Here is a 23,432-nt window from a genome sequence, read left to right on the forward strand (position 1 = left end):
ACATAGAGCCCAAGTCACACCGGGTACGGCGGAAATTTCGCCGACAGTTCCCGGACCTCCCCCAGAACGTCACCGTCCTCGCGTACCGCCGCGCCGAACAGCGCCGCGAGCCGGGCCATGGCGGCCTCGTCCATGCCCTGCGTGGTGACGGCCGCGGTGCCGAGCCTGATGCCCCGGGCGTCTCCGTACGGAAGCGCGCAGGTGTCCAGCACCAGGCCGGCGGCGGCCAGCCGGGCGCGGGCGGTGGGGCCGTCCACACCGAGCGGGGCGGGGTCCGCGACGATCAGGTGGGTGTCGGTGCCGCCGGTGGTGACGTCGAAGCCCTCGGCGGCCAGACCGGCCGCGAGGACGCGGGCGTGGGAGACCACACGATGGGCGTACGCGGCGAAGGCCGGCGTACCCGCCTCGTGGAAGGCGACGGCCTTGGCGGCGACCGTGTGCATCTGGGCGCCGCCCTGGGTGAAGGGGAAGACCGCCCGGTCGATCCGCTCGGCCAGCTCCGCGCCGCACAGGATCATGCCGCCGCGCGGACCGCGCAGCACCTTGTGCGTGGTGGCGCAGACGACGTCCGCGTACGGGACGGGACTGGGGGCCGCTCCCCCGGCGATCAGCCCCATCGGGTGCGCGGCGTCGGCGATTAGGTAGGCGCCGACCTCGTCGGCGATCTCGCGGAACCGCTGGTGGTCCGGGTGGCGCGGATAGGAGATGGAGCCGCTGACGATCGCCTTGGGGCGGTGGGTGCGGGCCAGGGCGCGGACCTGGTCGTAGTCGATCAGCCCGCTTCCCGCGTCGACCCCGTAGCCGACGAACTCGAACCAGCGGCCGGAGAAGTTGGCCGGTGAGCCGTGCGTGAGGTGTCCCCCGTACGGGAGCCCCATCGCGAGCACCGTGTCGCCGGGCCGCAGCAGCGCCGCGTACGCGGCGAGGACGGCGGAGGAGCCCGAGTGCGGCTGGACGTTGGCGTGCTCGGCACCGAAGAGGGAGGTGGCGCGGCGGACGGCGATGCGTTCGGCGGCGTCCGCCTGTTCGCAGCCGCCGTGGTGGCGCCTGCCGGGGTATCCCTCGGCGTACTTGTTGGCGAGCGGCGAGCCCAGGGCGGCCAGGACCGCGGGCGAGGTGAAGTTCTCGGCGGCGGTCAGCTGGAGCGTGCCGGACTGCCGGCCCAGCTCCCCCAGCAGCACGTCGGCGATCTCCGGGTCCTCCCGGAGCAGGGCGCCGAAGTCCTGCGGGAGGGTGGCCGGTGGTGCGGCGGAAGCGGCGGGCGGCATCGGGGCCTCCGGGCCTGGGAGGAGTGCGCTGACGTCAGCTCCAATGTAGGCCCGCGACGGGCCCGCTGCCCGCTGCCGCGCCCCGCGGTGCACCCGTCCGGAGGGCCGGCGGACCCCGCGCCGGTCAGCGCGGAGTCGATACGCCGGTCAGCGCGGTGACGACCGGCTCCAGGGCCTGGTTGATCTCGTCGCCGATGGACCGGAAGAACGTGATCGGCGCACCGTACGGGTCGTACACCTCATCGGCCTCGGCGGTCGGGGCCAGCAGCCAGCCGCGCAGCGCGGCGGCGGCGCGCACCAGCGCGCGGGCACGCTCGACGACGCCCTCGTCCTCGGCGTCGGGCAGCGTCGCGTGGTCTATCGCCCGGACCAGCCGGGTGAACTCCTTGAGGGTGAAGGTCCGCAGGCCCGCCGAGTGCCCCATCGAGATGACCTGGGCCCGGTGGTCGCGGGTCGCTGTGAGCACCAGGTCGGCACGGATCACGTGTTCGTCCAGCAGTTCACGGCCGACGAAGCCGGTGGCGTCCGCGCCGAAGTCCGCGAGGACCACCTCGGCGTTGGCCTCCATCGGGGCGCCCTCGTGCCCCCAGGTGCCGGCGCTCTCCACGATCAGGCCGCCCTGGAGCGGGTCGCCCAGGCGGTCCACGAGGGCATGGCGGGTCAGCCGCTCGGTGATCGGTGAGCGGCAGACGTTGCCGGTGCTGACGTGGAGGATGCGGAAAGTGTCGGTCTGCCCCGCTATGCCACGCCCCTCAGGGGCGGTCAATTGGCCACCTCGAGGTCGGGTACCACCTTGCGCAGCTCCTCCGCGGAGAGCGCGCCGGCGCGCAGCAGGACCGGGACCTTGCCGGTGACGTCGACGATCGAGGACGGGACGATGCCCGGCGTCGGACCGCCGTCGAGGTAGACGGAGACGGAGTCGCCCAGCATCTCCTGGGCGGCGTCGCAGTCCTCGGGCGAGGGGTGTCCGGTGAGGTTGGCGCTGGAGACGGCCATCGGGCCGACCTCGGTGAGCAGCTCGATGGCGACCGGGTGCAGCGGCATCCGGATGGCGACGGTGCCCCGGGTGTCCCCGAGGTCCCACTGGAGGGAGGGCTGGTGCTTGGCGACGAGCGTGAGGGCGCCGGGCCAGAACGCGTCGACGAGCTCCCAGGCCTGCTCGGAGAAGTCCGTGACCAGGCCGTGCAGGGTGTTCGGGGAACCGATCAGGACGGGCGTGGGCATGTTGCGGCCTCGGCCCTTGGCGTCCAGCAGGTCCGCGACGGCCTCGGAACCGAAGGCGTCCGCACCGATCCCGTACACCGTGTCGGTGGGCAGCACGACCAGTTCGCCGCGGCGGACGGCGGACGCGGCCTCACGCAGACCCGTCGTACGGTCGGTCGCGTCGTTGCAGTCGTATCGCCGTGCCATCAGCCGGCCTCCTCAAGCATGTACGGGTAGGGCTGGTACGGGTCGTGCGGGTGGTGTGCGCCGGTCACGGCATGGCCTTGCGGGCCGTGGCGAAACGGGGGCGGTTGTTCAGGTCGGGGTGATCGGCCGCGTCGGCCCAGCCCCGCTCCTCGGTGAAGATCCACGGCACCTGGCCGCCCTGGGTGTCGGCGTGCTCGATGACGACGAGGCCGCCGGGGCGCAGCAGCCGGTGGGCGGTGCGCTCGATGCCGCGGATGGTGTCGAGGCCGTCCTCGCCGGAGAACAGCGCCATCTGCGGGTCGTGGTCGCGGGCCTCGGGGGCCACGTACTCCCATTCGGTGAGCGGGATGTACGGCGGGTTGGAGATGACCAGGTCGACCTGTCCGTCGAGCTCGGGAAGGGCCGTCAGAGCGTCTCCGCGGTGCACGGTGACCCTGGAGTCCTCGGCGTTCTTCCTGGTCCATTTGAGGGCGTCCTCGGACAGCTCCACGGCGTGCACGCGCGAGCGCGGCACCTCCTGGGCCATGGCGAGGGCGATGGCGCCCGATCCCGTGCACAGGTCGACGATCAGCGGCTCGACCACGTCCATCGCGCGGACGGCGTCTATCGCCCAGCCGACGACCGATTCGGTCTCCGGCCGAGGCACGAAGACCCCCGGCCCCACCTGGAGCTCCAGGTAGCGGAAGAAGGCGCGTCCGGTGATGTGCTGGAGCGGTTCGCGGGCCTCGCGACGGGCGATGGTCTCCCAGTAGCGGGCGTCGAAGTCGGCGTCCGGCACGTTGTGCAGCTCGCCCCGCTTGACGCCGTGCACGAACGCGGCGAGTTCCTCCGCGTCGAATCTCGGCGAAGGCACACCGGCGTCGGCCAGCCGCTGGGTGGCCTGGGCCACCTCGGCGAGCAGCAGGTTCATCGCGGTTCTCCGTACAGGTTCACGAGCGGTGCGGGTGGTGGAGCTTACGCGGCGGCGAGCTTGGCGGCGGAGTCGGCGTCGACACACGCCTGGATCACGGCGCTCAGCTCACCGTCGAGCACCTGGTCCAAGTTGTACGCCTTGAAGCCGACGCGGTGGTCCGAGATGCGGTTTTCCGGGAAGTTGTAGGTACGGATCTTCTCGGAGCGGTCGACCGTGCGGACCTGGCTGCGCCGTACGTCGGAGGCTTCCTGCTCGGCGGCCTCCTGGGCGGCGGCGAGGAGCCGCGAGCGCAGGATGCGCATGGCCTGCTCCTTGTTCTGGAGCTGGCTCTTCTCGTTCTGGCAGGAGGCAACGACGCCGGTGGGCAGGTGCGTGATGCGGACGGCGGAGTCCGTGGTGTTGACGGACTGGCCGCCGGGGCCCGAGGAGCGGTAGACGTCGATCCGCAGGTCGTTGGCGTGGATCTCGACGTCGACCTCCTCCGCCTCGGGTGTGACCAGCACACCGGCGGCGGAGGTGTGGATGCGGCCCTGGGACTCGGTGGAGGGCACGCGCTGCACGCGGTGCACGCCGCCCTCGTACTTCATCCGGGCCCAGACGCCCTGGCCGGGTTCGGTGGCTCCGTTGCCGCCCTTGGTCTTGACCGCGACCTGGACGTCCTTGTAGCCGCCGAGCTCGGACTCGGTGGAGTCGATGATCTCGGTCTTCCAGCCGACCCGCTCGGCGTAGCGCAGGTACATGCGCAGGAGGTCACCGGCGAACAGGGCGGACTCGTCGCCGCCCGCGCCCGCCTTGATCTCCAGGAGCACGTCCTTGTCGTCACTGGGGTCACGGGGTACGAGCAGGAGGCGGAGCTTCTCGGTGAGCTCCTCGCGCTCCTTCTCCAGGTCCTTGACCTCGGCGGCGAAGTCGGGGTCGTCGGCGGCGAACTCGCGGGCCGTCTCGATGTCCTCGCCGGTCTGCTTCCAGGAGCGGTACGTGGCGACGATCGGGGTCAGCTCGGCGTAGCGCTTGTTGAGCTTGCGCGCGTTGGCCTGGTCGGCGTGGACCGCCGGGTCCGCGAGCTTCTTCTCGAGATCGGACTGTTCGCCGATCAGTTCCTCGACCGCCTCGAACATCTTCGGGCTCCTGGTTTCTTCGCTTTTCTTCGCTGGACGTGCCTGCCTGGCGGGACGCGGGGGTGCCGTGTCCCGGCCGGAAAAAACGCCGGCCCCGACGCCCCCGGGAAGAGGGCGCCGAGAACCGGCGCAGTTGGCTCGCTACTTGCTGGCGGAGCCGGCAGCCTTGCCGAAGCGGGCCTCGAAGCGGGCCACACGGCCACCGGTGTCGAGGATCTTCTGCTTGCCCGTGTAGAACGGGTGGCACTCGGAGCAGACGTCGGCACGGATGGCGCCGCTGTCCAGGGTCGAGCGGGTGGTGAACGAGGCGCCACAGGTGCAGCTGACCTGGGTCTCGAAGTACTGGGGGTGGATCTCGCGCTTCAAGGGTGTCTCCTAGTTTCGGGAGGGCGCCGGGTCGTACGCGCGGATTGCGTGTCCGTGAACCGGGGCCGACGTACCAGTCTGCCAGGACCGGCCGTATCTCCCAAAACCGGGGTCTGCCCGGAACTATTCCCGGGTGCTCCGGGTCATCCCACGATGTCGCCCGCGTCACCCTTGTCGCCCGCCGACTTCTCGGTGGCGGACGCGGGGATCGGCAGGTCGTGCCGGAGCGCCGTCCACACCTGCTGTCCGGCCTTCTCCTGCGGTATGACGCGGTTCGGGTCGGCCGGGTCGTACTCGACCGGCATCGTCACCATGTGGACGTCGCTCGCACCGAGCCCCTTGAGCCCGTTGGCGAAGCCGGTGAGCTTGGTGACCGAGCCCAGGTCGGAGTCGGTCGTGATGGCCTTGGTCGCCGTGTCGGCGAGGCCGTACAGCTTGGTGCCGTTGAGGACGCCGACGCTCTTCGCCTGCACCATCAGCGCCTTGATGAAGGCCTGCTGGAGCTGGATGCGGCCGAGGTCGCTGCCGTCGCCGACGCTGTGGCGGGTACGGACCAGGCCGAGCGACTCCTCGCCGTTCAGGGTGTGGGTGCCCGGCTGGAGGTCCAGATGGCTCTTGGGATCGTTGATCGCCTTCTTGGTGGTGATCTCGACCCCGCCGAGCTTGTCGATCAGCTTCTTGAAGCCGGTGAAGTCGACCTCGAGGTAGTGGTCCATCCGGATCCCGGACATCGACTCGACGGTCTTGACCGCGCAGGCCGGTCCGCCGACCTCGTACGCCGTGTTGAACATCGCGCGCTGCTCGCCCGCGACGTCCGCGCCGCTCTCGTCGCTTGTGCACTCGGGCCGGGTCACGAGGGTGTCGCGGGGGATGGAGACGACGCTGGCGCTCTTGTGGCCCTTGTTGACGTGCAGGACCATCGCGGTGTCCGAGCGGGCGCCCCCCTGATCGGCGCCGTACTGCTTGTTCGCGCCGGAGCGGGAGTCGGAGCCCAGGACGAGGATGTCCTCGGAGCCGTTGTCGACGTTCTGCGGGCGGTTCTTGCCGAGCGCGTTGTTGATGTCGACGGCCTTGAGATTGCCGTCGAGCTGGAAGTAGGCGTAGCCGAGTCCTCCACCGCCCACGACGACCAGGCCGGCCAGACTCCACGCGGCTATGACGGTCGCCCTGCGACGGCGGGACGGCTTCCTCCGGCGTTTGCCGGTGGCCCGTATTCGGCTGTTGCTCCCGCTCTGCTCGGTCATCCGTCTCCTCGATCCCTCGGCTGCTCCCGGCTACCCCCTGCTGCGGTGTACGGGTCCTTGCGCCGCTCCGTCGCTTGCTGGATACGACGCCACGGCGACAAGAAGGGTTGCACAGGACGGCGGGGCCACCGGGTGTCCGCGAGACGGTCCGGCGGCGGCCGGAAACAGCCCGTTATCCGGCGTTCACCTGCGGTTTCTTGCCGGATACAGGCAATGCGGGGAGCGTGCGGGAGCCACCGGCCGTGTGGCGAAGGTCTCGGACCGGTCACGGCGTACGGCACAGGGCCGCCCCCGGCACCGAAGTGGCGGGGGCGGCCCTGTGTACGGCTGCGGGCGGCTACGACTAGTCGTTGTTGCCCGGGGCCGGCGTCGTCTTCTGGATCTGGAGCAGGAACTCCGCGTTGGACTGGGTCTTCTTCATCCGGTCCAGGAGGAGCTCGATCGCCTGCTGCTGGTCCAGCGCGTGGAGCACCCGGCGCAGCTTCCAGACAATCGCCAACTCGTCGCTGCCGAGCAGGATTTCTTCCTTACGGGTGCTGGACGCGTCGACGTCCACCGCCGGGAAGATGCGCTTGTCGGAGAGCTTGCGGTCGAGCTTGAGCTCCATGTTGCCGGTGCCCTTGAACTCCTCGAAGATCACCTCGTCCATGCGCGAGCCGGTCTCGACGAGCGCGGTGGCCAGGATGGTCAGCGAGCCGCCGTCCTCGATGTTGCGCGCCGCACCGAAGAACCGCTTCGGCGGGTACAGCGCGGTCGAGTCGACACCACCGGACAGGATGCGGCCGGAGGCCGGGGCGGCGAGGTTGTACGCGCGTCCCAGACGGGTGATCGAGTCCAGCAGGACGACCACGTCGTGACCCAGCTCGACGAGGCGCTTGGCGCGCTCGATGGCCAGCTCGGCGACAGTGGTGTGGTCCTCGGCGGGACGGTCGAAGGTCGAGGAGATGACCTCGCCCTTCACCGACCGCTGCATGTCGGTGACCTCTTCCGGACGCTCGTCGACCAGGACGACCATCAGGTGGCACTCGGGGCTGTTGACCGTGATCGCGTTGGCGATCGCCTGGAGGATCATGGTCTTACCGGTCTTCGGCGGGGCCACGATCAGGCCTCGCTGGCCCTTGCCGATGGGGGCGACCAGGTCGACGATGCGCGTCGTCAGGACGTTGGAGTCGGTCTCCAGGCGGAGCCGGTCCTGCGGGTACAGCGGCGTCAGCTTCTGGAACTCCGGGCGGCCGCGGCCGGTTTCGGGCGCCATGCCGTTGACGGTGTCGAGGCGGACCAGCGCGTTGAACTTCTCGCGGCGCTCGCCGTCCTTGGGCTGACGCACCGCACCGGTGACGTGGTCACCCTTGCGCAGGCCGTTCTTGCGGACCTGGGCGAGCGACACGTACACGTCGTTCGGGCCCGGCAGGTAGCCGGAGGTCCGGATGAACGCGTAGTTGTCGAGGATGTCCAGGATGCCCGCGACGGGGATCAGGACGTCGTCGTCGGTGACCGGCGGTGCGTCGCTGGCGAAGTCGTCACGGCCACGACGGCCGCGGCGGTCGCGGTAACGGCCGCGCCGGCCACGACGGCCGCCCTCGTCGTCGAAGTCGTCCTGCGGTCCGCCGCCACCCTGCTGGCCCTGGCCCTGGTTCTGGCCCTGGCCCTGGTTCTGCCCCTGCCCCTGGCCCTGGCGCTGACGCTGGCCGCCCTGGCCACCGCCCTGCTCGTCGCCGCCCTTGCCCCGGCGGTCGCGCTGCCGCTCGCGACGGTCACCACGGTCGCCCCGGTCACCACGCTCGCCGCGCTGACCGCGCTCACCACGCTCGCCCCGGCGGCCCTCGGCGTTGTCCGCCGCGGCCTCGGCCTTGGACTCGGAGCGGTCCTCGGCCGGCGTCTCGCGCTTCGGCTCGTCCTGCGTACGCTCCTTGGCCTGCGCCTTGGGCTCCGCCTTGGTCTCCGGGCTGCCCGCGGAAGCGGTCGCGCGGCGCCGGCGGCGCTCACCCGCGGGCTGCTCGTCGCTGGCCGGCTGACCGGGGATGTCGATCTGCTGCTGCGCGGCGGCCTTGTCGGCGGCAGCGGCGGCCGGCGCCTCGTCCTCGGCGCCGGTGCGCGCCTTGGAGGTGGCCCGGCGCTTCGGCTTGGTCCCGGCCTCATCGGCGGGGGCCGCGGCGGCGGCCTTGGCCTTGGGCGCGGAGGAGGAGCCGGCCTGGGTCTCCTTGATGACCTCGATCAGCTGGCTCTTGCGCATCCGCGCAGTGCCCTTGATACCGAGGCCGGACGCGACCTGCTGCAGCTCGGCCAGGACCATGCCGTCAAGGCCGGTGCCGGAGCGGCGGCGCCGTGCGGTGGTGCCAGTGGCAGCACCTTCGGCGGGCGCGGCACTGTCGACGTTCTTGTCGGCAGTCACGCCCATCAGATCGGTGGTGTCGCTCACGAAGGGTCCTTCCCTGGAGCGGACGTCGGCCTTCTGGCTCGGCGACCGGTTGTGCTGTCCGACTGCGGTCTCTGGTTGTGCGGACCGTGCCGGGGCGGTGGTCCGCCGGGTAGGTACGGCGGAGAGATGAACGTGTGCATGGGCCCGGCGCGAGCATCCCCCTGCTCGGCCCACTCCTGGACGAGCGAGAGGGTGTCGTGCCGGTTCCGGAGCGTGCTCGAAACTGCTCAGGCAGGCTGCTCAGGCAGTTGGGGAGGCTCCCGGAAGAAATGGTGGTCCCGGAAAGGGACACGAAGCAACGCGCCACATAGACGTCGATTGCAGACTTGAGGTTAACACTACCGGCTCCAACAAACATTCCCCCTCTCACGCACCGGCAATCACTTCGCGGCTACGGGGCGAGCGGCAGCACACTCGCGCCCGGGGCGTCGAGAGTCAGCCGGTTGGCCGCCCATCCCTCGCCCGCCAGCCGTGCGACCTTGTCGGCCGCACCGTCCTCGGCCAGTGCCAGCACGGTCGGCCCGGCACCGGAGATGACCGCGGGGACGCCGTCCGCACGCAGTCGGTTGACGAGTTCCACGCTCTGCGGCATCGCCGGGGAGCGGTATTCCTGGTGCAGGCGGTCCTCGGTGGCGGTGAGCAGGAGCTCGGGGCGCCTGGTCAGGGCCTCGACGAGCAGGGCCGCACGGCCCGCGTTGAAGGCGGCGTCGACGTGCGGGACGGTGCGCGGCAGCAGTCCGCGGGCGGTCTCGGTGAGCACCGGGTTGCCGGGGACGAAAACCACCGGAACGATGGAATCCGCAGGGTCCATTCTAATGGCGCGGGCAGATCCGCCGTCCATCCAGGCGAGCGTGAACCCACCGAGAAGACAGGCCGCGACATTGTCCGGGTGACCCTCGATCTCGGTGGCGAGCTCCAGCAGGGCGGCGTCGTCGAGCCGGGCGTCACCCCCGGTCGTGACGGCACGGGCGGCGACGATGCCGGCGCAGATGGCGGCGGAGGAGGAACCGAGGCCCCGGCCGTGCGGGATGCGGTTGGCGCAGACGATCTCCAGGCCGCGGGGCTGTCCGCCGAGCAGGTCGAAGGCGGTGCGCAGGGACCGTACGAGCAGGTGGCTCTCGTCGCGGGGCAGCGTCTCCGCGCCCTCACCGGCGATGTCGATGTGCAGCCCGGCGTCGGCGACGCGGACGACGACGTCGTCATAGAGCCCCAGCGACAGGCCCAGGGCGTCGAAGCCCGGACCCAGATTGGCGCTGGTGGCGGGGACGCGCACCCGTACGGCGGCGGCTCGGAAGGCGGGACCGGCCATCGCTCTGACGACTCTCCTTGTGAGGCGGCGGGGAATTCGAGGAGCTGCGGATTATGGGATTCCGGGGATTCTTCATGGGGGAACCACAGCGGCCCGTACACCCCGGCATATACGGCGGGGCTGATTGGGTACAGCTTATCGAAGGAAGGTTCTGTGGCGACATAGGGCGCACAGGAGGCGCACGATGCGTGTCGCACCCCTCCGGTGCGCTCTCCGTCCCGGGAAGGGCGGCTGAGCTGTCTTCCTGACGGCCCGTCGTCACGGTCGCGTCCCGGGGGCCGTGCCCCCGGGACGCGACCGCGCGGTGCGTACTACGCGAGGCCCAGCTTCTCCGCGGCGGCGGCCGCGTCGACCGGGACCGTGACGGGCTGGGGGGCGCCGGCGACGGCCCAGTCCGGGTCCTTGAGGCCGTTGCCGGTGACCGTGCAGACGATCCGCTGGCCCCGGTCGACCTTGCCCTCTTCGGCGGCCTTGAGCAGACCGGCGACCGACGCGGCCGACGCGGGCTCCACGAAGACGCCCTCCTGGGAGGCCAACAGCCGGTAGGCGGACAGGATCTGCCGGTCCGTCACCTCGTCGATGAAGCCGCCCGACTCGTCCCGCGCGTTGAGCGCGAACTGCCAGGAGGCCGGGTTGCCGATCCGGATGGCGGTGGCGATGGTCGACGGGTCCTTGACGATCTCGCCGCGCACGATGGGCGCGGAGCCGGAGGCCTGGAAGCCCCACATCCGCGGCTTGTGCGTGGACAGGCCGTCCCCGGCGTACTCGGTGTAGCCCTTCCAGTACGCGGTGATGTTGCCCGCGTTGCCGACCGGGAGGACATGGATGTCCGGGGCGTCGCCGAGCGCGTCGACGATCTCGAAGGCGGCGGTCTTCTGGCCCTCGATACGGACCGGGTTGACCGAATTGACCAGCGCGACCGGGTAGTTGTCCGAGAGCGAGCGGGCCAGCGTGAGGCAGTCGTCGAAGTTGCCGTCGACCTGGAGGATCTTGGCGCCGTGCACGAGCGCCTGGCCCATCTTGCCGAGCGCGATCTTGCCCTGCGGTACGAGGACGGCGCAGACCATGCCCGCGCGGACCGCGTACGCGGCGGCGGAGGCGGAGGTGTTGCCGGTGGAGGCGCAGATGACGGCCTGCGCACCCTCCTCCTTGGCCCGGGTGATGGCCATCGTCATGCCGCGGTCCTTGAAGGACCCGGTGGGGTTGGCGCCCTCGACCTTGAGGTGCACCTCGCAGCCCGTGCGCTCGGAGAGGACCTGAGCCGGTACGAGCGGCGTGCCGCCCTCACGGAGCGTGACGACCGGCGTCGTGCTCGTGACCGGGAGACGGTCCCGGTACTCCTCGATGATGCCGCGCCACTGGTGGGTGCCCTTGGTGGTCATGGGTCCTTACTCCCCTTCAACACGCATGATGCTGGCGACACCGCGCACGGTGTCGAGCTTGCGCAGCGCCTCGACGGTCCCGGAGAGGGCGGCGTCGGGCGCGCGGTGGGTGACGACGACGAGCGAAGCCTCGCCGCTCTTGTCCTGTCGGCCTTTCTGGCGGACCGTATCGATGGATACGCCCTGTTCGGCGAAGACCGTCGCGACCTGGGCGAGCACGCCAGGCTTGTCGGCCACGTCGAGACTGATGTGGTACCGCGTGACGACCTCGCCCATGGCGCTGACCGGCAGACGCGTGTACGCGGACTCACCGGGGCCGGGGGCCTCGTTGAGCTTGTTGCGGCAGACCGCGACGAGGTCGCCGAGGACCGCGGAGGCGGTCGGCGCGCCCCCGGCGCCGGGGCCGTAGAACATCAGCTGCCCGGCGGCCTCGGCCTCGACGAACACCGCGTTGTACGCCTCGCGGACGGAGGCCAGCGGGTGGCTGAGCGGGATCATCGCGGGGTGCACGCGGGCCGTGACCGACTGCCCGTCGGCGGCCCGCTCGCAGATGGCGAGGAGCTTGACGGTGCAGCCCATGCGGCGGGCGGAGGCGATGTCGGCGGCGGTGACCTCGGTGATGCCCTCGCGGTGCACGTCACCGATCTTCACCCGGGTGTGGAAGGCGATTCCGGCGAGGATCGCGGCCTTCGCGGCGGCGTCGAAACCCTCGACGTCGGCCGTCGGGTCGGCCTCCGCGTATCCGAGCGCGGTGGCCTCGTCGAGCGCCTCGGAGTAACCGGCGCCGCTGGTGTCCATCTTGTCGAGGATGAAGTTCGTGGTGCCGTTGACGATGCCGAGGACCCGGTTGACCTTGTCGCCGGCGAGGGACTCGCGCAGCGGCCGCACCAGCGGGATGGCGCCTGCGACGGCGGCCTCGTAGTAGAGGTCCCGGCCGTGCTGCTCGGCGGCGGCGTGCAGGGCGGCGCCGTCCTCGGCGAGCAGCGCCTTGTTGGCCGAGACGACGCTCGCGCCGTGCTCGAAGGCGGTCGTGATGAGCGTGCGGGCGGGCTCGATGCCACCGATGACCTCGATGACGACGTCGATGTCGCCCCGTTTGACCAGGGCCGTCGCGTCGGTGGTGATCAGTGCGGGGTCGATGCCCTCGCGCACCTTGGAGGGCCGGCGCACGGCGACACCGGCGAGCTCCACCGGCGCGCCGATGCGCGCGGCGAGGTCGTCGGCGTGCGTCGTCATGATGCGCGCCACCTCTGAGCCGACCACTCCACAGCCCAGCAGCGCCACCTTCAGCGGACGCGTACGCATCATCCGACCTCGTTTCCTTTACATCTGATGTATGGACCAGTCTCACTCACCGGACGGGCGTTCCCGCCACCCGTCCGGATCCTGAGATGTTTACGTGGGACCGGGGTGCCCCGGGAAATACGGCATCAGCCGACATCCAGACGCAGAAGATCTTCCTCCGTCTCGCGGCGGACGATGACCCGCGCCTGTCCGTCGCGCACCGCGACGACCGGCGGGCGCAGGGCGTGGTTGTAGTTGCTCGCCATGGAACGGCAGTACGCGCCGGTGGCGGGCACCGCGATCAGGTCGCCGGGGGCCAGGTCGGACGGCAGGAAGGCGTCCTTGACCACGATGTCGCCGCTCTCGCAGTGCTTCCCGACGACCCGGACGAGCATCGGCTCGGCGTCCGAGGTCCGCGAGACGAGCGCGACGCTGTACTCGGCGTCGTACAGCGCGGTGCGGATGTTGTCCGACATCCCGCCGTCCACGCTGACGTACGTCCGCAGCCCCTCCAGGGGCTTGATCGTGCCGACCTCGTACAGCGTGAAGGCGGTCGGCCCGACGATGGCGCGGCCCGGCTCGACGGAGATCCGGGGGGTGGCGAGCCCGGCGGCCTCGCACTCACGGGTCACGATGTCACCGAGCGCCTTGGCGATCTCCTGCGGCTCGCGCGGGTCGTCCTCGGAGGTGTACGCGATACCGAGGCCGCCGCCGAGGTCGATCTCGGGCAGCTCGACGCCGTGCTCGTCGCGCACCTCGGCGAGCAGCTGCACCACGCGCCGGGCGGAGACCTCGAAGCCGGCCATGTCGAAGATCTGCGAGCCGATGTGCGAGTGGATCCCGATCAGTTCGAGCCCGTCGAGGGTGAGCGCCCGGCGGACGGCCTCGGCGGCCTGTCCGCCGGCCAGCGCGATGCCGAACTTCTGGTCCTCGTGCGCGGTGGCGATGAACTCGTGGGTGTGGGCCTCGACGCCGACGGTCACCCGGATCTGCACGGGCTGGCGCCGGCCGAGCCGCTGCGCGATGTGGGAGACCCGGACGATCTCCTGGAAGGAGTCGAGGACGATCCGCCCGACGCCGGCCGTGACGGCCCGCTCGATCTCGTCGACGGTCTTGTTGTTGCCGTGGAAGGCGATGCGCTCGGCGGGCATCCCGGCGTCCAGCGCGGTGGTCAGCTCGCCGCCGGAGCAGACGTCGAGGTTGAGCCCCTCCTCCTTCAGCCAGCGCACGACCGCGCGGGAGAGGAAGGCCTTGCCGGCATAGAAGACGTCGGCGCCGGGGCCGAAGGCGTCGGACCAGGCGCGGCAGCGGGCCCGGAAGTCGGCCTCGTCCAGGAAGTAGGCCGGGGTACCGAACTCCTCGGCCAGCCGGGCGACTTCGATCCCGCCGACGGTCAGCGCGCCGTTCCCGTCGCGGGTGACGGTACGGGACCAGACCTTGTCGTCGAGGACGTTGAGGTCCTCGGCCGGGGCGGAGTAGTGGCCCTCGGTCATGACGTCGGCGTGGCGGGGACCGGCGGGGTGTGCGGATCGGCTCATCGTGTTGCTCTCTCGGGTCTCTCAGAGGTACGGGGGCGCGCTGATGCCGAGCAGGGACAGGCCGCCTGCGAGCACCGTCCCGGCGGCTTCGGCAAGAGCGAGCCGGGTGCGGTGGGCGGCCGAGGGTTTCTCGTCCCCGACGGGCAGGGGTGACGCGGCGTCGTGGAGGTCGAGGAACGCGTGCGCGACCGCTTCGAGGTGCCGGGCGAGCCGGTCGGGCGCGCGGTGGCGCGCCGCGGCGGCGAGCACGGCGGGGTGGTCGGCGACGAGGGCGAGGAGCGCGAGCGCCTCGGGCTCATCGAAAGCGGCTCGGCCGGGGGTGGGGGCGGGGCCCAGCTTCTGGCCCTGGTTCCGGTTCCGGCCGAGGTCCTGGTCCTGGTCCTGGTCCTGGGCGCGGTTCGAGTCCTGGCCGGGGGCCTGGCCGGGGTCGCTGGTGAACCCGAGCCGCTGGGCGCCGAGGGTGAACGTGTGGGCGCGGGAGTGGGCGTAGCGGACCAGGAACAGCGGGTTGCCCTCGCCCTGGACGAGGAGCCCGCCATCGAGCCGGGCGCGGTCGTGACCGGCCGGCCGGAGCAGCCCCCAGCGGGTGGCGTCGGGCCCGAGCCGCTCCAGCAGCTCCCCGGCGGTGGCGCCGGCCGGGACCGGCCGGATCTCCGTCAGCGGTACGGGGGGCCGGCCGTGGGCGTCGACGGCGATGCCGAGGCGCACCCAGTCCGGGTCGGAGGCCTCGTCGCAGCTGATGCGCACGGGCGCGCCCTGGGACCGTACGAGCCTGCGCACCGCGTCCGCGGTGACGGCGGCCCGGACCTCGCGGGCGTGGCTGAATTGCAGCGGCGTCCCGGCGAGCGCGTCGCCGTGTCCGTAGCGCAGCCCCTGGTCCAGCACCTGGCGCACGAGAGCGCCGTGGGCGTCGGCGGGGGCGTCGAGCGTGAAGTTCAGGAATCCGGGTCCGGTGATCTCGACCCGCCCGATCCCCGGTGCGCCGGCCATCCGCTCCCGAAGGATCTCGGCCACCTCGCGCGCGGGCAGTGCGGCGGGCCCGGCCAGCTGGAGAGCGACGGCACTGGCGTAGTCGCCCCGGCCGCCCGGCCGCGTCCTCTCCACTCGCACGCGCGCGGGCACGGGCGCGTGCAAGGCGTCCTCGTCGACCGCGCGGCGCACGGCGTGCAGCACGGTCGAGGAGAGGTCGGCGGGGGTCACGGGACAAGCGTATGGGAGGGAGGGGGGCCTTTCGCGAACCGGTTTCGCCATCCGGTCAGCCGGCGGCGCGCTCCGCCCGCCCGGCGCCCTGCCTGCCGTCGAGCGCCGACGGGCGGCCGCGCTCCATCAACTCCCGCACCACCCGCACCAGCTCGCTCGGCTCGAAGGGCTTCGCGAGGAACGCGTCGACCCCCGCCGCGACACCGTTGTCCACCTCGTACGGCGTACAGGCGCTGATGATCGCGACGGGCAGATGCCGCGTCCGTGGATCGGAGCGCAGTCTGGTGGCCGTCTGCAGACCGTCCAGCCGGGGCATGACGACATCGAGCGTGATCACATCGGGACTGACCCGATGCACCAGATCCAGACACTCGACACCATCGGCCGCGGTCACGACCTCGAAGCCCTCAAGCTCGAGATTGACCCTGATCAACTGCCGGATGACCTTGTTGTCGTCGACAACAAGCACGCGGCCGGACGCCCCTGACACCCTTCGAGAGTAGGCGGGCCGGAGTGGCTGCGTCCGGGTTTTGCCCACTTCCGTCCCCGGACGGATGGCGGCGCAGGTTGGCCGGATGTGTGTGCGACGGGTCCGGCGGGGCTCGCGGGACGTCCGCGACACCTCCGCGACGGCTCGGAAATACCTGTTCACGGCCACCCCGTCGAAGCTGGTAGTGTTTCACCCGTCGCCAAGCAACACAGCGATACGCCCCCGTAGCTCAGGGGATAGAGCATCGGCCTCCGGAGCCGGGTGCGCAGGTTCGAATCCTGCCGGGGGCACTTTCACCGGACAGCGTGATCATTACGTTGAAAAAGTGAAGTGCCAGACTTCGAGAGCCGGATCCAGTTCCACTGGATCCGGCTCTTCTGTCGTTGCGTGACCAGCCACCACGGGCGGTGGCTCAGCCGAGGACATGAAGATCGGCGCGCTTGGCACCCCGCGCCGGACCGTCGAGTCAGCCGGTGGGGAAGTGGTCCGGAGTGCTGATCCGGTCCTTGAGCAGTGCTCCGGACTCGGTCAGTACGCCGCTGGTGCTGTAGTCGGTGCCGTCGCACGTACCCGGGCGCAGCGCGGCGCTGCTCTCCGGAGCGTCGGAGTAGGTCCAGTTCGCGTAGCTGATCTTCAGCTGATCGAGGAGGTCCAGCCAGGCCGTGGTGCTCGCCCGGTCCATCGCTCCACCGCCGGTGGCGCTCACCGTGCCGAACTCGGTCACGAACAGGGGCAGTCGCGCGGCGGCCCGGCTCACTGCGGCGCGGTAGTTGTCCTTGTGGCTCGCGGCGTAGAAGTGGAACGTGTACATGATGTTGGTGGCATTGACCGGGTTGTTGATGACCTCGCTCTCGCCGGAGCCGTCGGAGACTCCCAGCGAGGACCAGCCACGGGTGCCGACCACGATCACGGCGTCCGGGTCAGCGGCCCGGATGACCGGGATGACCTGTTCGGCGTAGCTCTTGATGGCCGCCCAGCTCACGCCGTTGGGCTCGTTGGCGATCTCGTAGATCACGTTCGCCTTGTCGGCGTTGCGGGCGGCGACGGACGCGAAGAACGTCTTGGCGCGGTCGAGGTTGTAGTTCGGATCGCCCGGCGTCAGGGTGTGGAAGTCGATCAGGGCGTACATGTCGCGGGCCTCGGCCATGTCGACGAGGCCGTTCACGCGGTCCGTGAAGCCGGCCGGGTCGGTCTCGTAGCCGTCTTCCTGGACGTACATGGCGATACGCAGGAGGTCCGCCTTCCAGTCATGGGCCAGCGCGTCCATGGAGGCGGCGTTGTAGCACTGGCTGAACCACTGGATGCCGTGCGTACTCATGCCCCGCAGTTGTACGGGGCGGTCGTACTGGTTGCACAGGTTCACCCCGCAGACGTGAAGCCGTCCGTTGGTCCCCACGGGGGTGCCGTCGTCCACGACCGGGGGCTCTCCGGTGGAGCCCGTGCAGGGGACGCCGTTGAGCGTGAACGCCGAGGGGGCCGGGTTGGCGCCGGCGAAGGAGCCCGTGAAGCCGAGGTCGGCCGCTGCGCCGGTGGCCAGCGTGGCGTTCCAGTCCGGGGCGGTGGCGGTGACGGCGGAGCCGGCCTGCGACCAGGTGGCGTTCCAGCCCTGCGCGACCCGCTGCCCCGTGTCCGGCATGGCGAATGCGAGCTTCCAGCCGGCGACGGGGGCGCCCAGGTTGGTGACCTTCACCGCGGCCTGGAAGCCGCCCTGCCAGGTGTTGGTGACGGTGTAGTCGACCTGGCAGCCGGTCGCGGCCACCGCCGCCTGAGGGGTGGCCAGTGCCGTGAGGCCCAGGACCGTCGCGCAGGTCGCCAGTAAGGCGAGTAGACGCTTCAAGGTGTTCCTCCTCGTTCGAAGCGGACAACCGATATGGGAGCGCTCCCACTTCCCCGTTGGCCCGAGACCGTACACCGGAACGCCGATGCGCAGAAGGCATTCGACCGCCGCGGATTCCGGCGTCCGGTGACCGGCGGAGCGAATCCGACGGCGGCGGGCGACGGGCCGGTCGCGCCTGGTATCAAGATGATCAACGACAAGGGCAAGGCCCTACCGGTCGGTCCGGAACGCTTCAGCTACTCCGACGGAGAGCCGGGGCGCGATGAGTGAGGTGATGGTGGGCGTGACAGATTTCCGCCGGGAGGGGCGGCTCTTCAGGGTCAGCGGGTTCAACCCCTCGCACCGGCAGCTCTTTCTCACCAGTGAGGCCACTTTGGTGGACCGGACCACGACGAGGGTCGAGGTGTACTTCGGCCACGTCACGCTGATGTTCCTCAAGCCCCTCTACCGGAACGGGCTTTACGTCCGGGCGGCGAACGAGGCCGAGTTCGGCGTGCTGAGCGAGCGGCACGGCATTCCGGAGGAGGACGCCCCCTTCACATGGATGCTGGAGCAGGACGGCGACAGCTTCGTCCGCAGCGGCAAGCCGTCGTGGCGGGAGGCGGAGTACGAGCTGATGGGCGAGCGGCAGTCGTTGTACGGCCCACAAGCGGCCTGGCCTCCGGACTTCCCGGCGCAATGGGGGCAGATCGGCTGACCGTCGGCTGACCGTCGGCCGGCCGAAGCCCCGGCGGCCGGACCGAGAGGCGGGACGCTCGGCGCGCTACGGCGGCCCGCACAACCCCAGCAGGGTCCGTGCGGGCCGCCGTAGCGTGCGCGCCCGACCGGCCGAGGGCGTCCTGAGCGGTTGAGGCTCACCGGGGGCGGGCCCCGGCCGGGGCGCCGCTCACCGGCAGCCGGGCTCCGCGATCCCGGGCAGGACGTCGACCGGTGCGGCGCTCGCGACCGCCGCCGTGGCGCCACGGCCGGGGTCCTCCCATTCCAGCAGCGGGAGGCCGGCGCCGCCCGCCTTCAGCAGGGCCTCCCGGCGCACCCAGGCCCGGAGCAGTCCGGGGCCCGGGTCCCGCGAAGCGGCCGCCGCCCGCAGTTCGGCCTCGGGCAGCACCCGCCGCAGCACCGCCATCGGGCCGGGCCGGCGGGTGGCGGGCTCCACGTCGATGCCCACGGCGCCGGGGCCGGCCGCCGCCGCGACCAGGCCCTGGGCGTGGCTCATGCTGACGCCGGTGCGGGGGCTGTCCCGGAGCGAGGGGCGGCCGTGCTCGTCCTGCCGGCACTCGGGGCAGAACTGGACGAGCTCGTGGGCGTCCGGGGCGCTGCCGGTGAAGCGTGAGGCGCACAGGCGCAGCAGGAGTCGCGCCGCGACCACGTCGTCGCGGCGGGCCGGCACCCGTATCCGGGCCAGGCGCCGTTGCTCCCAGGGGGCGAGCATGTCCGCGTCCAGCTCAGGGTGGGCCAGGACCTCCGCCGTGGTGGCCACCGCGGCCACCACGCGGCCGGGGCGCGGCCGGGGACGGACGCTCAACGGCGGACGCTCATCCGGACGCCGCACCTGCGGCTGCCCCGGAGGCCGCCGAGGGGACGGGCGGGGTCAGGAAGGTCCGCTGTATGCGGTCGAGGGTGCGGAAGTCGTCGATGGTGACTTCCTGGAGGTCGATGCTGTTGCCGGAGAGCTCCTCCAGCAGGTCGATGAACTCCAGGAAGTCCATGGAGTCGATGAGGCGCGCCTCGATCAGGTCCTCGTCCGGGGCGAGGGCGCCGGTGAGGCCGGGGTTCTTCTCGTGGAGCCACGCGGTGATGCTGTCCATGGTGGGGAACCGTTCCTTGTCGTACGGGTGTTGTCGGAGCCGAGGCGGCCCGGAGCCGGGCCGCCTCGGCTCCGGGGTGAGCCGGAAGGCGCTCAGTCGCCGGCGCGGCGGAGCCGGTCGAGGGCCAGTTCGGGGGTGCCGTGGGCGAGGACCATCGCGTGGACCCAGCGCTCGACGCCGAAGGCCACGCAGGAGCTGTACACGGGTTCCTGGGAGCCCGCGCGGATGCCGAGCCGCTCGCCGAAGAAGTTGCGGTGCCGGTTGACCGAGGCGATCGCGGTACCGTCCGGGGCGCTGAACTCGTGCTTGACCGGGTCCAGCATCATCAGACGGGCGCGGGATCCGCCCTTGTCGTAGAACGGGTCGTCGGCTGCGGCCCGGGTCAGCTCCAGGCCGAGCAGGGCGGCGGCCTCGCGGATGAACTCCGCCCCTCGGTCCAGGTGTTCGGATGCCCCGTCCTGGGTGCCGAGGTACAGCACCTCGCGCATGTGGAAGCCCCAGAGCCGCCGCAGCCCGTCGTAGTGGGTCTCGTTGCGGTAGCAGCGGCCGGTCGCCGAGAGCCTCAGCCCGTCCGCGCCGATGTCCTGTCCCTCCAGCGAGAGCAGGAGCCCGTAGCAGGTGGCGGAGGGCAGGAGGTGGCCGGTGGGCTCCAGCGGCAGGCCGCCCGGCTGCTGACCGCCGGCCAGCCCGTCGAAGGCGTCCGGGGCGAAGCGGCCTGCGGCGACACCGAGATGGGGGAAGTTGCGGAAGTAGTCCAGCCGGGACAGGCCCTCTGCGGAGAGCAGGGGCGGGCCCACCACCTCCGGTGCCGAGAGCCTGGCCGCCAGGCCCGTCAGCAGGGAGTCCAGTCCGTGCAGCAGGGCGGTGTGGACCGGGTCCAGTGGGACCAGTCCGGGTCCCGGGCTCTTCAGGGTGATACCCGACGGCTTCGTGGTGTCGGTTGTGCTCATGCAGACCGCTCCCTCTGAGCGTGGCGAGGAGAGCCGAGGAGATGGTCCATCGGCAGGGCGGAACGTTCCGGACCGCTGGTCGGGGCGGAGCGAAGTTCCTTGTGAAGGTGGCCATTTCGACGGAACGCACGGAATGCGCCGACGGAGGCTCCGTCAGGAGCCATGCCACGTAGGGACCTTAGGGCGGGTCGCCGTAATTTGTCTAGACCAAAGATGACGAAACACCTTGCTGACCCGGCACGTTGCCCACGGCGGTGACAACGGCCCGCGCGCCCGTACCGGCGCGTCGCTTGACAGGGGTAATGGTCTGGACCACTGTGCTGATCGCGGGATCTCCACCGATCCGCCGGAGTGACCGCCCCCGATCCTGCCGTTCGCACTCTCCGCGGACAGCGGCGTGCTGCCCCTGGCCGAGAAGGAGTCCGTGTCCGCCATGCCCTTCTCACGCCTCCCGCGCGCCCTTCCTCCGGCGCCTGCCAACGGGACCCCGGGCGACCGCCGGGCCGCCCGAGTCCCCCTGCCCAGAAGGTCAGAGTGATACCCAACACCCCGCAAGGCTCCCGCCGTCCCCGGTTGCACCGGGCGGCGTCCGACCGTCCCTACTTCAGCGCCGACGGCGAGTCCTACCTCGCCCAGACCACCCTTCGGGAACTGAGCAAGTCGCGGCCGCTGCGGGTGCTGTCCGAGGAGGACTTCGCCCACTGGCAGACCTATGGCTACGTCGTCGTCCGCGAGGCGGTCCCCGCACAGACGGCCCGTCAACTCCTCGACTTCACGTGGGACTTCCAGGGCCTCGACCCGGACCGGCCGGACAGCTGGTACGAGGACCGCCCGTTCCGCTCCCAACTGGACCGCCAGCTGCACGTCTACGGCTTCGTCGAGGCGTACCACCACCAGCTGCTGTGGGACAACCGCCAGGCCCAGCGGGTGTACGACGCCTTCGTCGACGTGTGGGACTGCGAGGAGCTGTGGGTCACCCTGGACCGGCTCAACCTCAACCCGCCCAACGTCGGGAACCGGGACCGCGCTCTCATCGACGCCACCGACCGGGGCTTCGACATCGAGCTGCACTGGGACATCGACACCACGCTGGGCGTCCCGCCGCAGCGGGTGCAGGGCATCATCGCGCTCAACGACACCAGCCCGGAGACGGGCGGCTTCCAGTGCGGCCCCGAGCTGTTCCGGCGGTTCGAGGAGTGGAAGATCGGCCAGCCCGCGGACCGGGACCCCATCCGTCCTTCGGTGGACCGTTCCGAGTTCCCGGTCGTGCGGCCCGACCTGCACCCCGGTGACCTGCTGATCTGGAACGGCCTGCTCGCCCACGGGGTGGCCCGCAACACCTCGCGCGACGGCGTCCGGGCGGTCCAGTACCTGTCCATGATGCCCGCGCTGGAGGAGCACGAGAGGCTGCGGCGCTCACGCGTCGAGTCCTGGCGGCACCTGCGCACCCCGCGCTGGAACCGCACCCTGGTCGGCGATCTCACCCAGCACGAGTCCAAGCGCTACCCCACCGCCACGCTCGACGGGCTCGGCAGCCGGCTGCTCGGCCTCACCTCGTGGAACGACGCGGACCAGGAGCAGGGCCAGGAGCAGGTCCAGGGCCAGGACCAGGAGCAGCCCGCCGCCGGACGGAGCGAGGAGCCGTCGTGCGCCGCGTCTGCCTGACCCTCCCGACGAACCGGCCCTGCGCCGAGACGATCGCCGCGGTCGCCGCGGAGGCGGCCCACGGCGCCCGGCACTTCGGCGTCGAGGTGCACCTGCTGATCCTGGACTCGTCCGACGCCCCGGCACTCACCGGGCACCGGGCGGCCGTCTCAGCTCTGCCCCGGGAACCCGGCGTGGTCGTCCACCACCTCGACGAGGCCCGGCAGCGGGCCTTCCTGCGGGAGGTGGCCACCGCGTCCGGCGTCGCCGACCCGGACCGGGTGCTCGGCCTGATGCTGCCCGACCGCGTGTCGTACGGCGCCTGCACCAACCGGGCCTTCCTGATCGCGGAGGCGCTCGGCTGCGAATCGGTGCACCGCCGGGACTCCGACAGCCGGTACCAGAGCCTGGACGGCGAGCCGGTCTTCCCCCTCCACCAGGAACTGACCTCCCTGGGGCGGCGGGCCGCCGACGTCGCGGACCTGGTGTCGCGCAGCCGGCTCGACCCCGCGTACGCGCACCGGCCGGTGGCCATGGTGGGCGGCTCCTTCATCGGCGAGATGTCCGTGGACGTCGAGGAGATCCGCCGGCTCGACCCGGCCGTGCACCACGAACTGGTCGGGCTGTCGGTGCCGGAGGGGTATCCGGAGATCTGGCGGCGGAACCTGATCGAGGAGTCCTTCCGCGGCGCCGGGACGACTCCGTTCGCCGCCGACCTCACCACCCTCACCAGGGTCGCGCCGACCCGCGTCGACATGTGCAACATCGGCTTCGACAGCCGGGTCTACGGGGCGGTTCCGCTGCCGCCCGCCACGGACACCATCGGCAGCGACTACTTCCTCATCCACCTGGTCCACGACGCCCGCCTCCCCGGCGTGCTGCACAACCGGCACATCGTCAACTACCACACCGGTGAACGCCGTTCGGATGCCGGTTTCGTCGCCTACCAGGTGCGGCTGGCGAAGTTCCTGCTGTCGACGCCGTACTTCAACGCCGTGTACGCGGCAGCGGCGGCGGCCGGCGACACGCTGCTGGACCCGGCGGGCCGGGTCCGTCCCGACGCCGTCGCCGCGCTGGTCCGGGACAGCACACGGCTGGACCCGGCGGGGAACGCCGAACGGTTCGACGTCATCGAGCGCTCCTACCGTGCGCTGGGCGGCCGGTACACGGCGGTCGCGGAGGCCCTCGCCGCGCACCGCGAACCGCTGCTCGCCGCGGCCAGGGCGGACATGGAGGACTTCGCCCTGCTGATCGA

20 protein-coding genes, 1 tRNA gene and 1 pseudogene are annotated in these 23,432 nt (G+C 71.3%); 4 read left to right on the plus strand and 18 right to left on the minus strand.

The window, feature by feature from the left end; translation table 11 throughout:
• Nucleotides 1–14: 14 nt before the first annotated feature.
• The 14 genes from glyA to EDD93_RS02040 form a co-directional block, all read right to left on the minus strand.
• The gene (gene glyA, locus EDD93_RS01975) at nucleotides 15–1,268 is read right to left on the minus strand and encodes a serine hydroxymethyltransferase (protein ID WP_123523517.1); all 1,254 of its coding nucleotides are present in this window, start codon (nucleotides 1,266–1,268) and stop codon (nucleotides 15–17) included.
• A 124-nt stretch (nucleotides 1,269–1,392) separates the two neighbouring features.
• Nucleotides 1,393–2,034, minus strand: a complete 642-nt coding sequence (locus EDD93_RS01980; RefSeq protein ID WP_123523518.1) for a protein-tyrosine-phosphatase — start codon at nucleotides 2,032–2,034, stop codon at nucleotides 1,393–1,395.
• Complete coding sequence (locus EDD93_RS01985) at nucleotides 2,031–2,678, minus strand: L-threonylcarbamoyladenylate synthase (protein WP_024490827.1); 648 nt, start codon at nucleotides 2,676–2,678, stop codon at nucleotides 2,031–2,033. Before EDD93_RS01985 ends, EDD93_RS01980 begins: the two co-directional genes overlap by 4 nt.
• Nucleotides 2,679–2,742: 64 nt before the next feature.
• Nucleotides 2,743–3,588, minus strand: coding sequence for a peptide chain release factor N(5)-glutamine methyltransferase (prmC, locus tag EDD93_RS01990; protein WP_123461669.1), 846 nt, complete (start codon nucleotides 3,586–3,588; stop codon nucleotides 2,743–2,745).
• A 44-nt stretch (nucleotides 3,589–3,632) separates the two neighbouring features.
• Complete coding sequence (prfA, locus tag EDD93_RS01995) at nucleotides 3,633–4,709, minus strand: peptide chain release factor 1 (protein WP_123523519.1); 1,077 nt, start codon at nucleotides 4,707–4,709, stop codon at nucleotides 3,633–3,635.
• 141 nt (nucleotides 4,710–4,850) lie between these two features.
• The gene (gene rpmE, locus EDD93_RS02000) at nucleotides 4,851–5,075 is read right to left on the minus strand and encodes a 50S ribosomal protein L31 (RefSeq protein ID WP_024490824.1); all 225 of its coding nucleotides are present in this window, start codon (nucleotides 5,073–5,075) and stop codon (nucleotides 4,851–4,853) included.
• A gap of 143 nt (nucleotides 5,076–5,218) precedes the next feature.
• Nucleotides 5,219–6,319 carry an LCP family protein gene (locus tag EDD93_RS02005; RefSeq protein WP_123523520.1) on the minus strand — a complete coding sequence of 367 codons (1,101 nt, stop codon included), beginning with the start codon at nucleotides 6,317–6,319 and terminating at the stop codon, nucleotides 5,219–5,221.
• Between the two features lie 343 nt (nucleotides 6,320–6,662).
• Nucleotides 6,663–8,738: a transcription termination factor Rho gene (gene rho, locus EDD93_RS02010; protein WP_123523521.1), complete on the minus strand. Its 2,076-nt coding sequence runs from the start codon at nucleotides 8,736–8,738 to the stop codon at nucleotides 6,663–6,665.
• A 391-nt stretch (nucleotides 8,739–9,129) separates the two neighbouring features.
• Nucleotides 9,130–10,047 (minus strand): homoserine kinase, encoded by a 918-nt coding sequence (gene thrB / locus EDD93_RS02015; RefSeq protein WP_123523522.1) that lies wholly within the window; start codon nucleotides 10,045–10,047, stop codon nucleotides 9,130–9,132.
• A 311-nt stretch (nucleotides 10,048–10,358) separates the two neighbouring features.
• Nucleotides 10,359–11,429 (minus strand): threonine synthase, encoded by a 1,071-nt coding sequence (gene thrC / locus EDD93_RS02020; RefSeq protein WP_123523523.1) that lies wholly within the window; start codon nucleotides 11,427–11,429, stop codon nucleotides 10,359–10,361.
• A gap of 6 nt (nucleotides 11,430–11,435) precedes the next feature.
• On the minus strand, nucleotides 11,436–12,737 hold the full coding sequence (locus EDD93_RS02025; RefSeq protein WP_185092190.1) for a homoserine dehydrogenase: 1,302 nt from the start codon (nucleotides 12,735–12,737) through the stop codon (nucleotides 11,436–11,438).
• A gap of 122 nt (nucleotides 12,738–12,859) precedes the next feature.
• Nucleotides 12,860–14,251 (minus strand): diaminopimelate decarboxylase, encoded by a 1,392-nt coding sequence (gene lysA, locus EDD93_RS02030; RefSeq protein ID WP_123523524.1) that lies wholly within the window; start codon nucleotides 14,249–14,251, stop codon nucleotides 12,860–12,862.
• 21 nt (nucleotides 14,252–14,272) lie between these two features.
• On the minus strand, nucleotides 14,273–15,451 hold the full coding sequence (nrtL, locus tag EDD93_RS02035; protein WP_123523525.1) for an ArgS-related anticodon-binding protein NrtL: 1,179 nt from the start codon (nucleotides 15,449–15,451) through the stop codon (nucleotides 14,273–14,275).
• Nucleotides 15,452–15,506: 55 nt separating this feature from the next.
• Nucleotides 15,507–15,941, minus strand: a complete 435-nt coding sequence (locus tag EDD93_RS02040; RefSeq protein ID WP_260255590.1) for a response regulator — start codon at nucleotides 15,939–15,941, stop codon at nucleotides 15,507–15,509.
• Nucleotides 15,942–16,159: 218 nt separating this feature from the next.
• Here EDD93_RS02040 and EDD93_RS02045 point away from each other — a divergent pair.
• A tRNA-Arg gene (locus tag EDD93_RS02045) sits at nucleotides 16,160–16,231 on the plus strand.
• A gap of 176 nt (nucleotides 16,232–16,407) precedes the next feature.
• On the opposite strand, the gene EDD93_RS02050 is transcribed toward EDD93_RS02045, so the two are convergent.
• Nucleotides 16,408–17,778 (minus strand): cellulase family glycosylhydrolase, encoded by a 1,371-nt coding sequence (locus tag EDD93_RS02050; protein WP_123523527.1) that lies wholly within the window; start codon nucleotides 17,776–17,778, stop codon nucleotides 16,408–16,410.
• A gap of 283 nt (nucleotides 17,779–18,061) precedes the next feature.
• Here EDD93_RS02050 and EDD93_RS02060 point away from each other — a divergent pair, with 283 nt between their 5' ends.
• The gene (locus EDD93_RS02060; protein WP_123527538.1) at nucleotides 18,062–18,475 is read left to right on the plus strand and encodes a hypothetical protein; all 414 of its coding nucleotides are present in this window, start codon (nucleotides 18,062–18,064) and stop codon (nucleotides 18,473–18,475) included.
• A gap of 189 nt (nucleotides 18,476–18,664) precedes the next feature.
• Here EDD93_RS02060 and EDD93_RS02065 read toward each other — a convergent pair whose 3' ends face one another.
• From EDD93_RS02065 to EDD93_RS02075, 3 genes are all read right to left on the minus strand, one after another.
• On the minus strand, nucleotides 18,665–19,300 hold the full coding sequence (locus EDD93_RS02065; RefSeq protein WP_260255591.1) for a 4'-phosphopantetheinyl transferase superfamily protein: 636 nt from the start codon (nucleotides 19,298–19,300) through the stop codon (nucleotides 18,665–18,667).
• Between the two features lie 10 nt (nucleotides 19,301–19,310).
• Nucleotides 19,311–19,583 carry an acyl carrier protein gene (locus EDD93_RS02070; RefSeq protein WP_123523529.1) on the minus strand — a complete coding sequence of 91 codons (273 nt, stop codon included), beginning with the start codon at nucleotides 19,581–19,583 and terminating at the stop codon, nucleotides 19,311–19,313.
• A 92-nt stretch (nucleotides 19,584–19,675) separates the two neighbouring features.
• On the minus strand, nucleotides 19,676–20,533 hold the full coding sequence (locus EDD93_RS02075; protein ID WP_123523530.1) for an aminoacyl--tRNA ligase-related protein: 858 nt from the start codon (nucleotides 20,531–20,533) through the stop codon (nucleotides 19,676–19,678).
• Between the two features lie 534 nt (nucleotides 20,534–21,067).
• Here EDD93_RS02075 and EDD93_RS02080 point away from each other — a divergent pair.
• Both EDD93_RS02080 and EDD93_RS40025 read left to right on the plus strand, forming a co-directional pair.
• Nucleotides 21,068–22,198 carry a phytanoyl-CoA dioxygenase family protein gene (locus tag EDD93_RS02080; RefSeq protein ID WP_123523531.1) on the plus strand — a complete coding sequence of 377 codons (1,131 nt, stop codon included), beginning with the start codon at nucleotides 21,068–21,070 and terminating at the stop codon, nucleotides 22,196–22,198.
• A pseudogene (locus EDD93_RS40025) lies at nucleotides 22,180–23,412 on the plus strand (DUF6271 family protein); the annotation flags it as partial. The gene EDD93_RS02080 and the pseudogene EDD93_RS40025, both read left to right, overlap by 19 nt.
• Between the last annotated feature and the right edge of the window lie 20 nt (nucleotides 23,413–23,432).

Origin of the sequence: Streptomyces sp. 840.1 (assembly GCF_003751445.1) — a bacterium.
Classification (GTDB): domain Bacteria; phylum Actinomycetota; class Actinomycetes; order Streptomycetales; family Streptomycetaceae; genus Streptomyces.

What these genes read in the sequence shown, in the direction of transcription:
- glyA (WP_123523517.1), bottom strand. Translation starts at nt 1,268, where the DNA reads ATGCCGCCCGCCGCTTCCGCCGCACCACCGGCCACCCTCCCGCAGGAC.
- EDD93_RS01985 (WP_024490827.1), bottom strand. Translation starts at nt 2,678, where the DNA reads ATGGCACGGCGATACGACTGCAACGACGCGACCGACCGTACGACGGGT.
- prmC (WP_123461669.1), bottom strand. Translation starts at nt 3,588, where the DNA reads ATGAACCTGCTGCTCGCCGAGGTGGCCCAGGCCACCCAGCGGCTGGCC.
- prfA (WP_123523519.1), bottom strand. Translation starts at nt 4,709, where the DNA reads ATGTTCGAGGCGGTCGAGGAACTGATCGGCGAACAGTCCGATCTCGAG.
- EDD93_RS02005 (WP_123523520.1), bottom strand. Translation starts at nt 6,319, where the DNA reads ATGACCGAGCAGAGCGGGAGCAACAGCCGAATACGGGCCACCGGCAAA.
- thrB (WP_123523522.1), bottom strand. Translation starts at nt 10,047, where the DNA reads ATGGCCGGTCCCGCCTTCCGAGCCGCCGCCGTACGGGTGCGCGTCCCC.
- thrC (WP_123523523.1), bottom strand. Translation starts at nt 11,429, where the DNA reads ATGACCACCAAGGGCACCCACCAGTGGCGCGGCATCATCGAGGAGTAC.
- EDD93_RS02025 (WP_185092190.1), bottom strand. Translation starts at nt 12,737, where the DNA reads ATGATGCGTACGCGTCCGCTGAAGGTGGCGCTGCTGGGCTGTGGAGTG.
- lysA (WP_123523524.1), bottom strand. Translation starts at nt 14,251, where the DNA reads ATGAGCCGATCCGCACACCCCGCCGGTCCCCGCCACGCCGACGTCATG.
- EDD93_RS02070 (WP_123523529.1), bottom strand. Translation starts at nt 19,583, where the DNA reads ATGGACAGCATCACCGCGTGGCTCCACGAGAAGAACCCCGGCCTCACC.
- EDD93_RS02075 (WP_123523530.1), bottom strand. Translation starts at nt 20,533, where the DNA reads ATGAGCACAACCGACACCACGAAGCCGTCGGGTATCACCCTGAAGAGC.